General features: G+C 49.4%; 14 protein-coding genes. 12 read left to right on the forward strand and 2 right to left on the reverse strand.

Annotation, left to right across the window (positions count from 1 at the left end; genetic code table 11):
* The first annotated feature begins 63 nt into the window (after positions 1–63).
* The 4 genes from GI364_RS07670 to GI364_RS07685 all read left to right on the forward strand — a co-directional run bounded on the left by GI364_RS07670 (position 64) and on the right by GI364_RS07685 (position 3,917).
* The gene (locus tag GI364_RS07670; protein ID WP_198853042.1) at positions 64–1,002 is read left to right on the forward strand and encodes a 4-hydroxy-3-methylbut-2-enyl diphosphate reductase; all 939 of its coding nucleotides are present in this window, start codon (positions 64–66) and stop codon (positions 1,000–1,002) included.
* 140 nt (positions 1,003–1,142) lie between these two features.
* On the forward strand, positions 1,143–1,334 hold the full coding sequence (locus tag GI364_RS07675) for a hypothetical protein (RefSeq protein WP_198853043.1): 192 nt from the start codon (positions 1,143–1,145) through the stop codon (positions 1,332–1,334).
* Positions 1,335–1,365: 31 nt separating this feature from the next.
* Positions 1,366–2,280: a proline dehydrogenase family protein gene (locus GI364_RS07680; RefSeq protein ID WP_198853044.1), complete on the forward strand. Its 915-nt coding sequence runs from the start codon at positions 1,366–1,368 to the stop codon at positions 2,278–2,280.
* A 92-nt stretch (positions 2,281–2,372) separates the two neighbouring features.
* The gene (locus tag GI364_RS07685; protein ID WP_370541853.1) at positions 2,373–3,917 is read left to right on the forward strand and encodes a glutamate synthase-related protein; all 1,545 of its coding nucleotides are present in this window, start codon (positions 2,373–2,375) and stop codon (positions 3,915–3,917) included.
* A gap of 16 nt (positions 3,918–3,933) precedes the next feature.
* Here GI364_RS07685 and GI364_RS07690 read toward each other — a convergent pair whose 3' ends face one another.
* A complete protein-coding gene (locus GI364_RS07690) occupies positions 3,934–5,178 on the reverse strand; it encodes a glycosyltransferase family 4 protein (RefSeq protein ID WP_198853046.1) in 1,245 nt (414 codons plus the stop codon).
* A 179-nt stretch (positions 5,179–5,357) separates the two neighbouring features.
* Here GI364_RS07690 and GI364_RS07695 point away from each other — a divergent pair, with 179 nt between their 5' ends.
* From GI364_RS07695 to GI364_RS07715, 5 genes are all read left to right on the forward strand, one after another.
* On the forward strand, positions 5,358–6,473 hold the full coding sequence (locus GI364_RS07695; RefSeq protein WP_198853047.1) for a YheC/YheD family protein: 1,116 nt from the start codon (positions 5,358–5,360) through the stop codon (positions 6,471–6,473).
* Positions 6,474–6,494: 21 nt separating this feature from the next.
* Positions 6,495–7,493: an NAD-dependent epimerase/dehydratase family protein gene (locus tag GI364_RS07700; protein ID WP_198853048.1), complete on the forward strand. Its 999-nt coding sequence runs from the start codon at positions 6,495–6,497 to the stop codon at positions 7,491–7,493.
* On the forward strand, positions 7,480–9,336 hold the full coding sequence (locus GI364_RS07705; RefSeq protein ID WP_198853049.1) for a glycosyltransferase family 2 protein: 1,857 nt from the start codon (positions 7,480–7,482) through the stop codon (positions 9,334–9,336). Before GI364_RS07700 ends, GI364_RS07705 begins: the two co-directional genes overlap by 14 nt.
* A gap of 145 nt (positions 9,337–9,481) precedes the next feature.
* Positions 9,482–10,762, forward strand: coding sequence for a nucleotide sugar dehydrogenase (locus tag GI364_RS07710; RefSeq protein WP_198853050.1), 1,281 nt, complete (start codon positions 9,482–9,484; stop codon positions 10,760–10,762).
* A 38-nt stretch (positions 10,763–10,800) separates the two neighbouring features.
* Entirely contained in the window at positions 10,801–11,883 is a 1,083-nt protein-coding gene (locus tag GI364_RS07715) for a Gfo/Idh/MocA family protein (RefSeq protein ID WP_198853051.1), read from the forward strand.
* 132 nt (positions 11,884–12,015) lie between these two features.
* Here GI364_RS07715 and GI364_RS07720 read toward each other — a convergent pair whose 3' ends face one another.
* Complete coding sequence (locus tag GI364_RS07720; RefSeq protein WP_198849677.1) at positions 12,016–13,266, reverse strand: IS110 family RNA-guided transposase; 1,251 nt, start codon at positions 13,264–13,266, stop codon at positions 12,016–12,018.
* 439 nt (positions 13,267–13,705) lie between these two features.
* On the opposite strand from GI364_RS07720, the gene GI364_RS07725 reads away from it, so the two are divergent.
* From GI364_RS07725 to GI364_RS07735, 3 genes are all read left to right on the forward strand, one after another.
* Complete coding sequence (locus GI364_RS07725; RefSeq protein ID WP_198853052.1) at positions 13,706–14,680, forward strand: NAD-dependent epimerase/dehydratase family protein; 975 nt, start codon at positions 13,706–13,708, stop codon at positions 14,678–14,680.
* Positions 14,681–14,762: 82 nt separating this feature from the next.
* Positions 14,763–15,509 (forward strand): DapH/DapD/GlmU-related protein, encoded by a 747-nt coding sequence (locus tag GI364_RS07730; protein WP_233096057.1) that lies wholly within the window; start codon positions 14,763–14,765, stop codon positions 15,507–15,509.
* Positions 15,510–15,542: 33 nt separating this feature from the next.
* Positions 15,543–16,655, forward strand: a complete 1,113-nt coding sequence (locus GI364_RS07735) for a DegT/DnrJ/EryC1/StrS family aminotransferase (protein ID WP_233096058.1) — start codon at positions 15,543–15,545, stop codon at positions 16,653–16,655.
* Positions 16,656–16,710: the final 55 nt, after the last annotated feature.

The raw sequence follows: 16,710 nt of genomic DNA on the forward strand, positions 1-16,710 counted from the left end.
CCGTTTTCTGGGTGCGAGGCTGGTGTGCAGTGGCTTGCAGGTTAGAAAGAGAGGGATGACCAAGTGGAAGTAACACGCATTACGCCTAGGGGATACTGCTACGGGGTTGTTGATGCCATGGTTGTTGCGAAGCGCGCAGCCGACGATAAGGCTTTGCCGCGGCCTATCTATATTCTTGGTATGATTGTTCACAATCGTCATGTTGTAGATGCATTTGAACGGGCAGGTGTCATTACCCTTGACGGGGCCAACCGGTTAGAGTTACTTGAACAGATTCAGGAAGGAACCGTAATTTTCACTGCGCACGGTGTTTCACCGGAAGTAAAAAGCAGAGCAAGAGAACGGGGCTTGCATGTCATTGATGCGACCTGTCCGGACGTAACGCGTACCCATGATTTGATTCGGGACAAAGTCTCGGAAGGCTACGATATCATTTATATAGGAAGAAAGGGGCACCCTGAACCGGAGGGTGCTGTCGGCGTCGCTCCGGAGCATGTGCATTTGGTCGAAAACACGGAAGACATCGAAACACTTGATGTGCACAATGACAATATTGCAATTACCAATCAAACAACCATGAGCCAGTGGGATACGGCAGAGCTGATGGAGGAAGTCAGAGAGAAGTACCCGCAGGCTGAAGTCCATAACGAGATTTGCATGGCGACACAGACGCGGCAACAGGCGGTTGCAGAGCAAGCCAAAAACGTAGATCTGTGTATTGTAGTTGGAGACCCGCGCAGCAACAATTCAAACAGACTGGCGCAAGTAGCAGAAGAAGTCGCGGGAACCACAGCGTACAGGATTGCCGACGTTACTGAACTTAAGCAGGAATGGCTGCATTCGGTCGAGACGGTCGCTGTCACTGCGGGGGCTTCAACGCCCACGGCCATTACCAATGAGGTAGTTCACTATCTAGAGCAATACGACCCTCTGAATTCTGAAACATGGACTGTCAAGCGCACTGCAGACCCAGAGCGGTTGCTGCCTACCGTGCGTCACTGAACAGTTGAATATAAATGGAAATGTGTACTTTATAAACTGAGAAGTTTTCAACAAGTGTATGTTTCAATGACTGTGAGGGTATGCACGTATAATGTCAGGCCGTTAAGGGCTTGATAAAGAATGATTAGGAGAGTTGTCCTTTGCTCATCTTTTTGTTGGTTTTACTGCTGCTTATTGCCGTACTCTGTACTTACTTGCGGCGAAAGGCGGTTCGCTGGCTGTTTACAATTCTCGCCATCCTGTTTTGGATTGCGTTTCTTGCGCTGCTCGGATTTGTCATCGGGTATCACTTGGGGCAAGACCATCTGCACCTCTCCAAATTGTTGTTTTAGATGTCAGTTTTGTTGAAGGAAGAGATGAAACATGGAGCAACTGTTGCGTTCACTGTTTCAGTCTATGGCTAAGAGCAAATCGGCAAACAGGTGGGCGAAACGATACGGTCTTCACTTGGGTGCCCAAAGGTTTGTGGCCGGCGAAACCATTCAGAGCGCAATTGAAGCGATACGGCAGTTGAATCAGCAGGGTATGGCGGCCACACTCGATCACCTTGGGGAGTTTGTTAGTGACCCTGCGGAAGCCAGAGCTTCAGCAGATTATGGTATTCGCACTCTGGAGGCCATATACAATTCGGGTGTGCAGTCATCTCTTTCGCTAAAACTGACGCAGATGGGGTTGGATATCGATAGAACCCTTTGTATGGAAAATATGCACAGAATTTTGACGGCAGCAAGGGAACTTGGCTTACTCGTAACAATTGATATGGAAGACTCTCGCCATTGTCAAGAAACACTGGATATTTTGGATGAGTTGCGCATTGATTACAAAAGTGTAGGGACGGTCATTCAGTCATCTTTGTATCGCAGCATTCAGGATGTGAAGCGGCTTGGCGAGGCAGGTGTCCACCTGCGAATTGTAAAGGGTGCCTATCGGGAACCGGCATCTGTTGCGTATCAGGACAAAGCCGATGTAGATGTGAACTACATCAAATTAGTTGAGACACACTTAAAAAGCCCGGGTTTTACAGCTATCGCAACTCATGACGAAACCATCGTCAATTATGCACTACAGTTCATCGAAAAGTTCAAGTTCGACAAGAAGACCTACGAGTTTCAAATGCTGTATGGCATTGGGACAGTTCTTCAAAAGAAGCTTGTGGATGAAGGCTACCCTGTCCGCGTCTACGTGCCGTACGGAAATGACTGGTACGGTTATTTTATGCGCCGTCTTGCTGAGCGGCCTGCTAATGTCAGCTTTGTTTTACGAGGGATATTCAGATGAAGATGAGTTGAGCAACGAGGGGGGACTTGCTTGTGGAAACAACGATTCTAATTGTACTTTTGGTGGTTTTTGTCGTCACTCCGGGAGCATTTATGGTATTTCTCTACCTGGCATCCCGTAAACCCCAGCACTCTGTGATTAGAGCTCATCCGTACTTGGGCTGGGTTCGGTACTTCCTCGAGAAAATGGGTCCGGAATTTCGACAATACTGGTTTGATCAGGACTCACAAGGCAAGCCCTTTTCCCGCGCAGACTTCACAGGGTTGGTGTACTCGGCCAAATATCGTACTGACTTGATTAGTTTCGGAGCAAAGCGGGACTATGAGCAGGCCGGGTTTTATATTTCCAACTCAATGTTTCCAAAGTTGGTTGAAGAACTGCGTGTAGACAACTTGGAAGAGGCATCAGGGAAGAAATACGAGATTGACAAGGAGGGCCTGCTGACAAGGCGAGAACATATGGTGGATGATACAGTCAGCAAGTGGCTGTACACAGAACCCGATGAAATTGTTGTCGGCGAAAGGCGCAAAGTTCCCTGGAGAATGAGAGGTTTCTTTGGTGCGTCTGCAACCTCCTACGGTGCTGTGGGCGAACACTATATTCTCTCAACCGGAAACGGTGCAAGAATGGCAGGCGGTTCCTGGATTAACACTGGGGAAGGCGGTATAGCCAAGGAGCATCTTGAAACGGGTGCAGATATTGTGGCACAGATTGGACCCGGATTGTTTGGCTACAGAGACGACAAGGGCAACTTTTCCATTGAGGAATTTCGCAAGCAGGCGGCTCATGAAAATGTGAAGGCATTTGAACTTAAATTTGCACAGGGTGCTAAAATCCGTGGCGGGCACCTGGAAGGTTCAAAGGTCAATGAAAAAATTGCCGAGATTCGCAAGGTACCTGTTGGTCAGACCGTAAACTCACCAAACCGATTTCCGTTTCTTCACTCCGTTGAAGACACGGTCCGTTTTGTTCAAATGTTGCAGGAAGAAGGCGGCAAGCCTGTCGGCATCAAGATTGTGGTTGGAGACAAAGACAGACTTGAACGGTTTATTGAAGAAATGGCAGCACTCAAAGCTTATCCTGACTTTATTACTGTGGACGGAAGCGAAGGCGGTTCTGGAGCCACATTTAAATCGATGGCGGATTCCATGGGGCTCCCCCTGTATCCAGCCCTGGTGTTGATAGACAATGCACTTAGAAAGTATGGAATTCGTGATGAAGTAAAAGTCTTTGCTTCCGGGAAGTTGATTTCCGCAGATAAGGTGGCTATTGCACTGGCGCTTGGCGCAGATGCCGTCAATTCGGCTCGCGGGTTTATGATGGCCAATGGCTGCATTATGGCCCTGCAGTGCCATACAGGGAAGTGCCCAACGGGTATCACTACCACGGACCCCAAGTATCAGGAGGCACTGGTCCCCAAAGAAAAACAGTGGCGTGTTATGAATTACATTGTGAGTCTGCGCCAAGGTGTCTTTGCATTGGCAGCTGCTTGCGGGTTGGAGAGTCCCCGCGAACTAAAGCGGGAACACGTAGTCTATCAAAACGAGTTTGGGCGAACGGTTCGAGTTTGTGACTTGTTCCCTTATCCGGATTCTAATTTACAATCCAATGATTCCTTGGAGGATGTCATTAGCTGATTTCCAGATAACTGTTTCACCTACTCCGGTGCCGCCATGTGGATGATTGTTGTGACGGCACCCCGGAAGGTGTGCCTCCTGTCAGTGGTTCTGTCAACGACGCTGTCAATGGTTCTGTCAATGGTTCTGTCAATGATTGATAGAGTTTCTTAAACCGATGTGCTGTAGACTGCCACGAGAACTCGCCAGCACGTGCTCTCGACACGAAAGACTGGCTGTGCAAGTCATGAGGATTCTGCAAGAAATAGGCGATGGCAGCGCGAAATGATTCCGCACTATGGGGGTTGTCAACGAGCATGCCAGCTCCCTTTTCTAGGATTTCCTCAATTCCCCCCACTCGGCTGCCGATGACAGGCAAGCCGCTGGACATGGCTTCCAAGTTGACTAGACCAAATGCCTCCCGGTATTGAGACGGACATACGAATAAATGGTGTCGGCTATAGTAAAGAGGTAATTCCTCATGTGCAACAAATCCTGTGAAAGTAACGGGATAGCCCGCAGCTGACTTCTTCACTTGATTCTCGTACTGTTGCTCCCATGGATGCGTTTTTCCAACAATGGTAAGTTCAACTGGGTAGCCCGCGTTCACCAGCCGTTTGACCGCATCTACCAAAACCTGTACACCCTTTTGACGAATTACCCGCCCGACAAACAATACCTTTAGGGGTTGCTCCTTTGAGAAGCTTTCCAAGTCACGCTTGACCGAAGTGCTGTCAGGAAACAGCGATGTATCAATGCCTGGATAAATGACGGTAGCGTTCCAGTGGCTCTTTTTCATAGAATACTTGTCAACAATCATGTTGCGAAGATAACGGCTGATGAGAACGACAGTGTCCAGTGACTCTAGTGTGGTCTTGACCTCGTTCTGAAGGATGTGTCGAGGGCCAAGAAACGTATTGGAGTACAGGTGAACAAGTGTCGGCTTTTTCATGGTTTGTTTAACGAAACCAGCAAATTTCGGACGGTTGTCAATTTGAATGACGTCTGGATTGATTTGGGATAGAACGTGAAGCGCCTGTTTTTGGTAGTCTTGTTTGCCTGCAGCGCGAATCGTGTAATGAAAAACTCCGTTGTCGTAGGTCTGTCGCCAACCACTTTGGCGGGTCTTGTCAGGACTTATCAAAAAGATTGTTGGTTCATCACTTGCAAAAGGGTTTGCCTGAGAAAAATGCCGAAGCAGTGTATGTGTGTATATTTGCACGGAACCTCCTCTGACTGGCGGGATTGGGAGGTCTTCCGGCGTTACGTACCCAACTTTCATTTTCAAACCTCCTCTGTCCGTACAGTGAACGGGCGCAAACGTAGTTCTCCAACAAGCATATGGCTGTGCCCCTCAAGTTCGCATCTGGCACCCGTCATTAGTCCTGCTAAATCAAGCAAACGCCTACCCCTCAAGAAAACTCAGTACATACGCTGTAGGGAACACTGGAGGGGTTTTGAATGCTGGCTGTTGTGACCAATGTCTTTCCTTTGGATCCAAATCTGCAGCGGCGCGCGACCGCATTTCGAATACTGGCAGAAACAGTGGCTTTCTATGGTCAAGATATCATTGTTAGTTCTCCCCAAAAGCTAGGCAAAGACGGAAGCATTACGGGATGGGAATTTGTTGCTCCTACGCCGGCACAAGGACTCGAATGGAGGCAATCGGTTCGCCCGCTGCCCACGCAGACAGTCTTCTTTGATTCGATGTACCTCGGTGCGGGAAAAGCGGAGCGCAATCTCCTTCAAAGTATGCGGGTGCTTGCACAGAGTAAGAACCTCCCTTGGTTCAACCCCGTTTTACCTGGCAAACATCGGTTGTTTCGGTGGTTGTCGCAACAACCTCTGGAACTGGGGTCTGTACCTGTCACATACGGCAGATTCACGATAAAAAAGCTGCAGGCGGATTTGAAAGACGGGAAGACACTATGGCTTAAACCCGCATTTGGTTCCGGCGGAATGAACATGGTTCGGATGCAGTATGTTCCTCCCAATCAGTACCGTGTGGTCGGAGAACGGATGAGTGATGGTCGGGTCGATGAAGTGATGGAGGATGGAGAGTTACAACGAATGCTCCAACTCCTATTGGCGCGCCAGCCCTACTTCTTGCAGGAGAACGTGCCTCTGTTGGCCGATACTAAGGGGAGCAGAGTGGATTTTCGGGTTACACTTGTCCGGGATGTAACCGGTGCATGGCAGACCGTTGCCATAACACTGCGCAAGAGTGCGCCAGAGTCCTATCTGACCAATTATCATGCAGGAGGAAACATTTTTTCCCTGGCCTTTCAGAAAGAAAATGTAGTGCCAAAAGACCTGTCCGTTGACCCCGAGATGGTCTCATTGGAGAACATCAAGGGATTTTCCTACAGTATTGCTTCAGTCCTGCAAGCTCGGTATCCCGCTCTAGGGGTCCTTGGTGTTGATGTAGCGCAGGCCGACAACGGCCAACTCTACGTGTATGACTGTAACACTCGGCCGGGACGAGACATTCTGACAGATGACGAACTCGTTCATTTTATGAAACACGTCGCCGGGTTTGCAGAGTACCTACGACGACAGAGTTCGTTGGATGGCTAAGGTGAGGAGTGTGCATTTCTAATGAAAATTTTAGTGACTGGTGGTGCGGGTTTCATCGGGTCTCATTTGGCGGACACGCTGTTGGAAGAGGGTCACAAAGTAACCGTTCTGGACGATCTCTCTAATGGACACTTGTCTTACACAGAAAGTGCGAGGAAGTATTCGCAGTATCAATTTGTTAAAGGAAGTGTCCTGAACAAGGCGTTGGTTTCATCCCTCGTACAGAGTCACGATGCGGTGTTTCATCTGGCTGCTGTACTGGGGGTTAAGAAGTGTATGGAAGATCCGCTGACGACGATTGAAGCCTCGATTTTCGGAACGCATAATGTGGCGACCGCATGCTGGATTTGGGATAAAAAGCTGGTTTTTGCATCGACGTCAGAAGTCTACGGGAAGAATACTGCATTGCCTTTTCATGAAGAGTCGAACCGTGTATTGGGGGCAACCACATACCAGCGTTGGGCCTATGCAACGGCAAAAGCTGTTGATGAACACGTTTGTCTCGGTTATGCACAGAAAGGACTTAGGGTAACGATTCTTCGTTACTTTAATATGTACGGTCCGCGTGCTACGGCAACACCTTATGCTGGTGTCATACCACAAATGATAGAGCGTGCAATTCGCGACAAGCCTGTGATTGTGCACCAAGATGGAACGCAAACGCGGTGTTTTACGTTTGTTAAGGACGGCGTTCAGGCGACAGTTCGAGCCCTGTCCCAAACTGCAGATGGACTTGTAATAAATGTAGGTACTTCCGACGAGATACAAATTAAGGACCTGGCAGATAAAATTGTCGGATTGTCGAAATCGGGATCGGCCACAGCCTATGTTCCCTACAAGGAGATTTATGGTTCCGGATACGAAGATTCTCCTCGACGTGTTCCGTTTTTGCAGCGTCAAATTGAAGTGTTGGGCTGGCAGGCGCAAACCTCCCTCGACGAAGGATTAAGGCAGACAATTGCATGGCATAGACAGGAAGCAGCTGTGACTAAAGAGGGTTCCGTACATGCAGAGAAATAGGGTGGGTCAAAGGAGAAGGAAACAAGGAACTGCTTTCAGCGGGGTTCGCCCGGAAAGGTTGAAACCGAGAGGGAAAAGCACAGTGAAAACACAGAGTCTGCAGGGTGCAAATAGAAGACTAAAGAGACAGATGGATGAGCCGAAAGAACAACAGGGAATGTCTTCTGGGCAACCAGTCTTATTCTACAAGCCGGTGAGTGTGAGCAGAAAACCGGCAAAACCGGCAGAACGGGCAAAATCGGCAAAACCGACAAAACCGGCAGAACGGGCTCGAAGTCACCAACCTGTCCCTTCGGCTCCATTGCGAAATAAGCGGTACAGGTTGTCAGTGATTGTGCCAGCCATGAATGAGGCGCAGTCGATTGGGGAAGTTCTGCGTGAAGTGCAGCGGTTGGGGCCGAATGAGGTGATTGTGGTCGTCAACGGATCGGGGGATGCAACTTCCCAGATTGCGCGAAGTTTTGGGGCCAAGGTGATTGAGTTTGCACACCCGCTTGGTAATGATGTCGGAAGAGCCGTAGGTGCTTTGCACACAGACGCTGACATTTATTTGTTTATTGACGGAGACTTCGCAGTGAAAGCGGATGTACTGTTGAAACTGATTCGTGAAGTACAGACAGGGACTGATGTCGCATTAAACAGTCTACATTGGTTGGCCAGGTATGAGCGGCCCGATATACCCAGTATGGATCGGTATTTCCTTAACATGCTGGCTGGCAGAAATGATTTGGGGCTGGAAAACCTGCTCACCATTCCACATGCGCTGAGTCGTCAAGCTGTGAATGCGATTGGTTCATCGACCTTGGCGAATCCACTGTTGGCTACTGTTATAGCAATCGATAAGGGTTTGAAAATAGCTTGTCCTACGGCTCTTGATGTCTTGGCCAAAAACAAGTTTAGACCGAATCACAGACGGCAGCGCGGAGAGAAGATGTCTTCTGCATTTCAGAGAATGCATGGAGACACCGTGGAGGCGGTTCGATACTGGATGGATATGCACCCGCCCCGAGAGAGTGCGCTTTTATCTGCTTGGACATTGGAGGGTTTGGAACATGAGGACGAATCTCCTCCGGGAAAGTCATCGCTATCTGCCGACAGTGTTGTGCTATGGATGCCGAAATGGGTAGAGCAACATCAAACCGTGATTCAAGACCTTCAACAAGAGGACGTACAGATTGTGTTGGTGACACCGAAACAAGTCTGGAATGCTTCCGGACTCGCTTCCAGTCCAATCATTCAAAACGTGGAGCTTGTACAGCTAAACTCACTTGGATACCAGCAACTGGCGTTCGCGGCGGGTGCGCTGAAAGCAACTGGACATTCTGTTGTATTTCACGACTTATCGGTTCCGATTCATGCAGCACAACTCTTGGAGTTTACAGAAATGCTGCATGAAGGCAAAGCAGATGTAGTTGTCACCAACCAAATTCCTCATCCCGTTGCATTGAAGCAGATGTCACCAGCGGCTTTGGGAAACTGGTTTGTCAATGTCACAGAGGGACAGGACCATCTCAGGGCTTCAGGCATGCTGTTGCCGCCATTTGCCTTGCGGTCATCTGTCTTGCACGTCCTCACACCGAAGGCTCTTTTAAATCTGGTGCTTGCGCAAGCCAAGGCTGCAATGTCAGCCTTTAGCATTCAGAGCGGGCCGTCTCTTAACACTTTGGCTGGGTACGATGAATCGCAACGAAAGAGGAACTTTGCACTCCCTCAGATTCTTAACCAGTTTTCGGAAACACTGGATTACTGGACTGCTCACATGGGGCGGCGAGGAGGTTTTACTGATGAAGGCAGGGACAGGAGTGTACTCCCTGCCATCCCTCCTCGCTACTATACAGACTAGCCGTGCACTTTGTCCGCGCTCATGTCAGTAATCGTAATCGTACATGATATCCGCACATTTCTAGACGCGCAGGTTGTATGCCTGCGCGTCCGTGCTTGTTCCTCCGTACTATAGCGTAGGTGTCGTGCTGAAAGGAGGAAGGCAAGTGCATGTAGCAAGTGAAAGCCCAACAACATTTGCGCGAGTCTCCGTGGTAGGACTCGGTTTTGTAGGCTTGCCTTTGGCATTAGCATTTTGGCGCAGTGGATATCATGTGACCGGCATCGATGTAGATACCTCAAAGTTGAATCGGCTTCGTGAGGGAAAGAGTTACCTGAGTAGTGTTTGTAATGAGGAACTTGCAGAGCTGATGGCGTCACCCGCCTTTTCGGTCAGCGGCAACTTTGATGCAGTAGCTGAAACAGATGCGGTGATTGTCTGTGTACCAACCCCTTTAAACGAGGCGAAGCTTCCAGACTTGAAGTATGTCACAGATGCCTGTGTTTCAATCTCTCCTCATTTGCATTCGAATCAACTGTTTGTATTGGAGAGCTCAACGTACCCAGGAACAACAGAAGACGAAATCATTCCCTTACTCGAAAAATCGGGACTCAGGGCAGGCCGGGATTTTTACGTGGCTTATTCTCCGGAGCGAATTAATCCGGGAAGTGACGCTCCCTTGGAAGAGATTCCGAAAGTGATTGGCGGAGTAAATGACCTGTCTTTGCAGCAGGCAGTAGGGTTGTATTCACGTGTATTTCACAAGCTGGTACCTGTTTCGTCTCTAAAGACAGCAGAAATGACCAAATTGGTCGAGAACACACAGCGTTTTGTGAATATCTCCTTAATGAACCAGTTGACGAGGCTCTGTCAGACACTGGACGTCAGCATTTGGGAAGTCATTGATGCTGCGGCAACGAAACCCTACGGCTTTACACCCTATTATCCGGGGCCTGGAATTGGGGGGCATTGTATTCCGGTGGATCCGCTGTATCTGCAGTGGTTGGCAAATGAAAACGGGTATTCCCTTGGGCTTGTGAAGGAATCGCAAGCGGTTAACGATGAAATGCCAAGCTATATCGCCGACCGTATTTTGCTGCTGGCAAAGGACAAGAATCCGCGCGTACTCATTGTCGGAGTAACGTACAAACCGGATGTCAATGACATCCGCGAATCAGCGTCACTGGAAGTAGTGAGACAGTTGATTGAACGAGGTGTTGACGTGGATTATTTCGATCCGTTTGTACCCGAAATTGTTGTGCCAAAAGCCCGGCTGCAATCTGTAGTGCTCAGTCCCGATGCGATTGCAGGATATGATGCAGTCGCTGTTTTAACCGCACATTCCGCTGTTGACTACAGCCTGCTTCAAAGCAGAGCCAAGGTGATTTTGGACACTCAAAATACGTTTCGAGCGGGCGACAGACGAGAAAACGTAGTGAAGCTTTAACGACATTATGAATTGCACAGTGGTGAGAGATGATGACAATGAATGTCGGACTAATTGGTTGCGGTTTTATTGGGAAGAAACATGCAAAGAGCATTGCGAGTGCCCATGACATTCGTTTACGGGCTGTTTGCGACACGGAGACGGACCGGGCGGCGGAACTTAGAAGATACTACGCATCGCTGACGCAAGACCCGCTCGAGATAGAAAGCTACCAGTTCTATGAATCGCTGCTGGAGAATCCTCAACTGGATACTATCGCAATCACTGTACCAAGCGGCCTGCACTACCGCATTGCACGGGAAGCACTGCTGAGAGGTAAGCATGTTGTTCTGGAAAAACCCATGACCCTGTCGTTGATAGAAGCAAGATCATTGATTCAAATTGCAGAGACCAGGCAAAGGAAGTTAATTGTGTGTCACCAGAAACGGTTCTTCCCACATTTAAGAAGCATCAAGGGGTTAATGGACCGACGAGGACTTGGCAGAGTGGTCACTGCCTCCCTCTCGTTAATGTACAACCGCAACGACAATTACTACAACCAAAGTGCGTGGCGAGGGACGTGGAAAATGGACGGCGGTGTCCTGTTGAATCAAGCTATCCACGACATCGATATTCTTCTCTGGCTCACGGGACAGCCAAGGACTGTACAGGGTTTCGTAGAACGTTTGATTCGCCCCATCGAAGCAGAGGACACGGCAGCGGCCGCCATTGTCTTGGAGAACGGGACTCTGCTGACGATTGACGCTACGGTATGTGCAACAGAGGGGACTTCGAGGGAGGCCGTAGCCGTCACAGGAAGCGCCGGAGCGTTTGTTCTCGAAGGAAAGAACTTAAAGCCGACTTACTGGAACGTGCCGGGTGTCGAGGAGCCAGTTGTTTCTGCAGTGGACCCCTATGCTCAGTTATACCAGGATGTTCACGACTCGATTTACAACAATTGTCCGCCTCTGGTTGAAGCCGTCGAAGCGGTGACTGCACTCGAAACCATTTTTGCGATTTATCGATCTTCTGTTTTGGAGAAAGCCGTCACGCTTCCATTGAACACCATGTCCACACTCATTATGAAAGATAAACTGCAGCGAAGAGCAGCGGTACGATGTCAAGGCCCTAAGGTGACATAATATTTGTCGAATTGCTACTACGTTGGACGTGGTGCCAAAATTAGCAATACTCAACTAAGCCCACCCTACCTAGATTTTTAAAATATGGTGAAAAACCTAGGAACTGGTGGATAGAGGTCGATCGCGGTAAGTTTATGCGCGTTGTCGGACCCCTCCTTCCGGAGTGTAAAGTCGGTTGGTCTTTAGCAGATAGAAGACCACTCGCATCAGTTTCCGGGCTGTAAGCGCAAGGGTACGTCCCTCGGCAAATTCCTTTGGCTCCGCTCTCTTCTTGGCATAGTACTCGGCGAAAACAGGGTCGTGCACCCGGACACTGTTTGCCGCTTCAACCATGTAGTACTTGAGGTAGCGGTTGCCAGAATGAATCAGTCGAGTTCGGTTGGCTGTGAATTTCCCGGACTGGTGAACGGTCCAAGCGAGCCCGGCGTGTTTAGCGGCTTCCGCGTGGCTCTTAAACTGGCTTACATCCAGCTCAGCTACAATGCCGGAAGCAAGAATGGGACCGATACCGGGAATGGAATCAAGGGTTTGCGGGATCGTCGCCAAGTGGTCCTCAATTCCTTTGCGTAGTGCCTTCAGTTGCTCTTGTACCGTTCGAATCACGCGAATACTAGAAGCCATTGCGAGATTGACCGAGTCCGACATCGACTGGGGTAGCCGGTACGAGGAGCGAGCAGCCTTCTGTAGCACTTTAGCAACGACCTCAGGATTTTCGAATCGGTTCTTGCCATGTGCCACAAGGAATTCAATGAGACGCTCAAGGGGCATCTCACAGAGTTCCTCAACGGATTCGAATTCCTCCATGACAGCAATGGAAGTTGCCGAGAGCTTGTTTCTCTTAAAGGGACCTGTGCTGCTGTAGTCACTGAACTTGAGATACAAGTTCGTCATGAGGAAGTTGCTCTCTCTAGACAGATCCTGCATCAGGTGGTAGCGGGCTCGCGTCAAGCGCTGCAACGCCATGAGCGGCTCGCTCCAGGTAAAGGGATGCGGGAGAAGGCCTGTCCGAAGCTTAGCTGCGATAAACCAGGCATCTACTCTATCGTTCTTGGGGGCACTCAGGTAATGGGATTTCTTAAACTCCCTGATAAGACTGGGGTTAAAGACGTAGACCCTACGCTGAACACCAAAGTCCAAATGACGTTGCAGATACATGGCGGCATGGGTTGAGTAGCATCCAGTATGTTCGAGACCAAAGAGAATCTCTTCAGCCTGTTTCTGTTTTGCCAGCTTGGAGATACGATCCTGAAACTCTAAAATCCCAGGACGATTGTTGGTAACGGTGAATCGACTCACAGGTCGTTTCTCATCGTCCTGTGTTAAGCAGCAAACCACGTTCTCTTGGCTGCCTACATCAATTCCGACAAACAAGGAGGAAGTCAATATAATCACCTCCTTCAGGTTGGGATGCAGATGCCTGCGACCTCGGGATGACCCTGGGAAACCCATGAACGACAGCCTTGCGAGCTATTGGAATACACCAGACGTCATCGGTGCACGAGCCTCCTTCTGCTGGCAGGAGGGATGACGGACCGGGAAACAGTCAGCGTGTAGGTCTATTCCATGGGGCCAGGGGAACAATCTTTCCTCGGAAGACACCCTCAGATGAGGGGCAACGGGAGGGATAGGAACATTCCCTTGGTAGACACCTACGGCTATTTTCCCAAGATCAGCCCGAGGTCGTAAACACTCACTTTGTCACAGAAAGGTCTATCAACATTTGATTAGGTTTTCAAGGAACAGAAATTTAATAGAGCAACTACATTATGGTTTTACGTAAACCAATTCAGCAGCTGTTCTTAATATACAAGGAGGGATACAGATGTATAAGCAATCCCGAATTCTCGTCACAGGCGGCGCTGGATTCCTTGGCAGTCAACTGATTCGCCGCCTGGCAGCTGAAGAGCCTCGTCACATCACTGTGCTGGATGACTTGTTTACTGGAAATGAGAACAGTATTTTGCGACAAGACAACATTACATTTGTCCACGGATCCGTTACAGACAGCACTCTAGTTCGAACTTTGCTGCAGGATGCTGACTATGTTTTTCATTTTGCAGCTCGCAACATGCTGCTCTCCATCCCTTATCCTGAGTCGGATTTCACAGTTAACGCCATGGGTACACTACAGCTTTTGCTCAACCTGTTGCCGCAGCGAAATCATGTAAAGAGATTCGTTTATGCGTCGACTTCCTCCATCTACGGGAACGCCAAGGAATTGCCGATAACAGAGGAACGGTTTCACGTCAGTACTCCGTATGCCGCCAGCAAATTTGCCGGGGAACTCTTGGTCGCAGCGTATTGTGAATCCTTTGGTCTGCCGGCAACAGCAGTACGGTTCTCAAATGTCTACGGACCGGGCCAGGTAAGTTCCAACCCGTACTGCGGGGTCGTTTCAAAGTTCATGCAGGCTGTTGTGGACGGCGTTCCGATGACTGTTTATGACGATGGAGAGCAGTCTCGTGATTTTACTTACGTAGATGATGCCATCAATGCGGTTTTACTGGCCGGCCTATCGAAGAGGACTGAAGGTCAGGTAATGAATGTCGGAACCGGGGTCGAAACCACTGTAAACCAGTTAGCAGCTCTCATCGCTGAAATTGCGAATCACGTGGATTATCCGGTGAGGCATACGACGAAGAGAAAAGTTGATACCGTTCGGCGTCGCGTCATGGATACAACCAGACTCCGTCAGTTGACAGGCTGGGAACCGCAAGTGTCTTTGCGAGAAGGGCTGATGAATACATGGGAGTGGTTTGTGAAGGAGAATCAAAGCCACAATTCTGCGGGGAAATAGTCCTGAATTGCGGGTCATCCACAGGACACTGCAGCCAATCAAGATGATGCTGGAGACCACCAGCGAGAGAGGAGAGGGAGTCGTGGAACGCGAGACATCAAATGCTGTGGTGCATCAGACTGCAATCCTCGGAGAGCGTGTGAAGTTGGGGTGGAATGTTGTTATCGCAGAAAACGTGAAGATTGGTGATGACGTGAACATTGAAGACAATGTCGTAGTGAGGGAAGGGACTGTGGTTGGAAGCGGATCGGCCGTAGGCAGTAACTCAGTCTTGGGAAAAGCTCCGATAACGAACCTGCGTATAAAACGAAAGCCCAAGGCGTTACCCCCACTAGAGATAGGGAACAACGTCAGTATTGGTGCAGGAGTGGTGATAAACAGGGGCTCTGTTATTGGCAACGGTGTTTTAGTAGGAGACTTGGCATCGATTCGAGAGCGTGTTTCGATTGCTGCGAATTCAGTCATTGGAAGGTCTGCTTCAATCGAGTTAAACACGAAAATTGGCAACCGTGTCGTCGTGGAAACGGGAGCATACATTACAGGAGACAGCATTTTGGAAGATGACGTATTTGTTGGGCCGGAAGTTTCGACTTCCAACGATAAATACATGGGACTGAGACCCTACCCCTATCAAGGTTCCATTATTAGACAAGGCGCAAGAATCGGCAACAATGCCACACTGTTGCCTGGTGTGGAGATTGGCATCGGCGCTGTTGTGGGTGCAGGTGCAGTTGTGACACAAGCTGTAAATGCAAATCAGGTGGCAGTTGGCGTACCTGCCAGAGAAATCGGTCAGGTATCAAGTTTGTTTCACAAAGACGATGAGTAAGACCAACGGGTAGAAAGTTAGGCAGGTGAACCCATGATGGGAAAAATCCCAGTTATTGATTTGTCGTATCAATGGCAGTCTGTAAAAACCGAGTCTCTGAGCGTGCTCGAAGAAGTACTGAATCAGGGACAGTACATTTTAGGAAATCATGTTGCCGCTCTTGAACAGGAGGTAGCTGAATACACTGGAAATCGATACGGCGTAGGCGTGGGTAATGGAACAGACGCGCTCACTTTGGCACTGCACGGACTTGGTGTGGGGGCAGGTGATGAGGTCATTACAACACCGTTTACGTTTTTTGCGACTGCAGAAGCGATTGCAGCTGTAGGGGCAATACCGGTGTTTGCGGATATAGACCCGAAAACGTTTGTGATTACGGCTGAGACAGTGAAAGAGAAAATCTCATCGAAAACAAAAGCGATTCTGCCAGTGCACATTTTTGGACTGATGGCAGATATGAAAAGCCTTCAGGAGTTGGCTCGGGCAGACGGTTTGAAACTTGTTGAAGACGCCTGTCAGGCGATTGGAGCCAAGCAGGATTCGCGTGGCATTGGCGTGTACAGCGACGCTGCTGCGGTCTCTTTCTTTCCCACAAAGAACCTCGGTTCCTATGGGGACGGGGGAATGGTTCTCATGGAAGATGAAGAATTAGCGGCTCGCATCAAGCGATTACGCGTTCACGGGAGCACTCAAAAATACAGGCATGCGGAGCTGGGCTGGAACAGCCGTTTAGATGAAATTCAAGCTGCTTTACTTCGGATTAAACTGAGAAAACTGGACGAATGGACAAAACAAAGACAGACCCTGGCTGCTCGTTATCAGGAGGCTCTCAATCAAGTCCCAATCCAACTGCCTTCCTCTCCAAGAGATACGGAGCATGTCTACCATCTCTATACCATCCTTGCACAGGATCGCGATGGACTGAAGCAGCATTTATCCAACCAGCAAATTGGCAGTTCCGTTTATTACCCTTTGCCTCTGCATTTACAACCGGCTTTGGCGGGATTGGGGTATCAGAAAGGGGCTTTGCCTGCAGCGGAAGATGTATCAGAACACTGCTTGAGTTTGCCCTTGTACCCTGGTATGGAGGAGCAGCAGCAGGATGAAGTTATCAAAGCTGTAAAAGCGTATTTTGCAGGTGCTTAGCGTACTTGTCCTAAGTTTTACGCTTCGCGTTGCATACAAGTGTGGGGTGTGCGAA

It is taken from the genome of Alicyclobacillus sp. SO9 (genome assembly GCF_016406125.1).
Lineage (GTDB): Bacteria > Bacillota > Bacilli > Alicyclobacillales > Alicyclobacillaceae > SO9.

Bases quoted from the DNA above. Each gene is read 5' to 3' on its own strand.
- GI364_RS07705 (WP_198853049.1), top strand. From the start codon at position 7,480: ATGCAGAGAAATAGGGTGGGTCAAAGGAGAAGGAAACAAGGAACTGCT.
- GI364_RS07725 (WP_198853052.1), top strand. From the start codon at position 13,706: ATGTATAAGCAATCCCGAATTCTCGTCACAGGCGGCGCTGGATTCCTT.
- GI364_RS07690 (WP_198853046.1), bottom strand. From the start codon at position 5,178: ATGAAAGTTGGGTACGTAACGCCGGAAGACCTCCCAATCCCGCCAGTC.
- GI364_RS07715 (WP_198853051.1), top strand. From the start codon at position 10,801: ATGAATGTCGGACTAATTGGTTGCGGTTTTATTGGGAAGAAACATGCA.
- GI364_RS07680 (WP_198853044.1), top strand. From the start codon at position 1,366: ATGGAGCAACTGTTGCGTTCACTGTTTCAGTCTATGGCTAAGAGCAAA.
- GI364_RS07685 (WP_370541853.1), top strand. From the start codon at position 2,373: ATGGTATTTCTCTACCTGGCATCCCGTAAACCCCAGCACTCTGTGATT.
- GI364_RS07700 (WP_198853048.1), top strand. From the start codon at position 6,495: ATGAAAATTTTAGTGACTGGTGGTGCGGGTTTCATCGGGTCTCATTTG.
- GI364_RS07735 (WP_233096058.1), top strand. From the start codon at position 15,543: ATGATGGGAAAAATCCCAGTTATTGATTTGTCGTATCAATGGCAGTCT.
- GI364_RS07695 (WP_198853047.1), top strand. From the start codon at position 5,358: ATGCTGGCTGTTGTGACCAATGTCTTTCCTTTGGATCCAAATCTGCAG.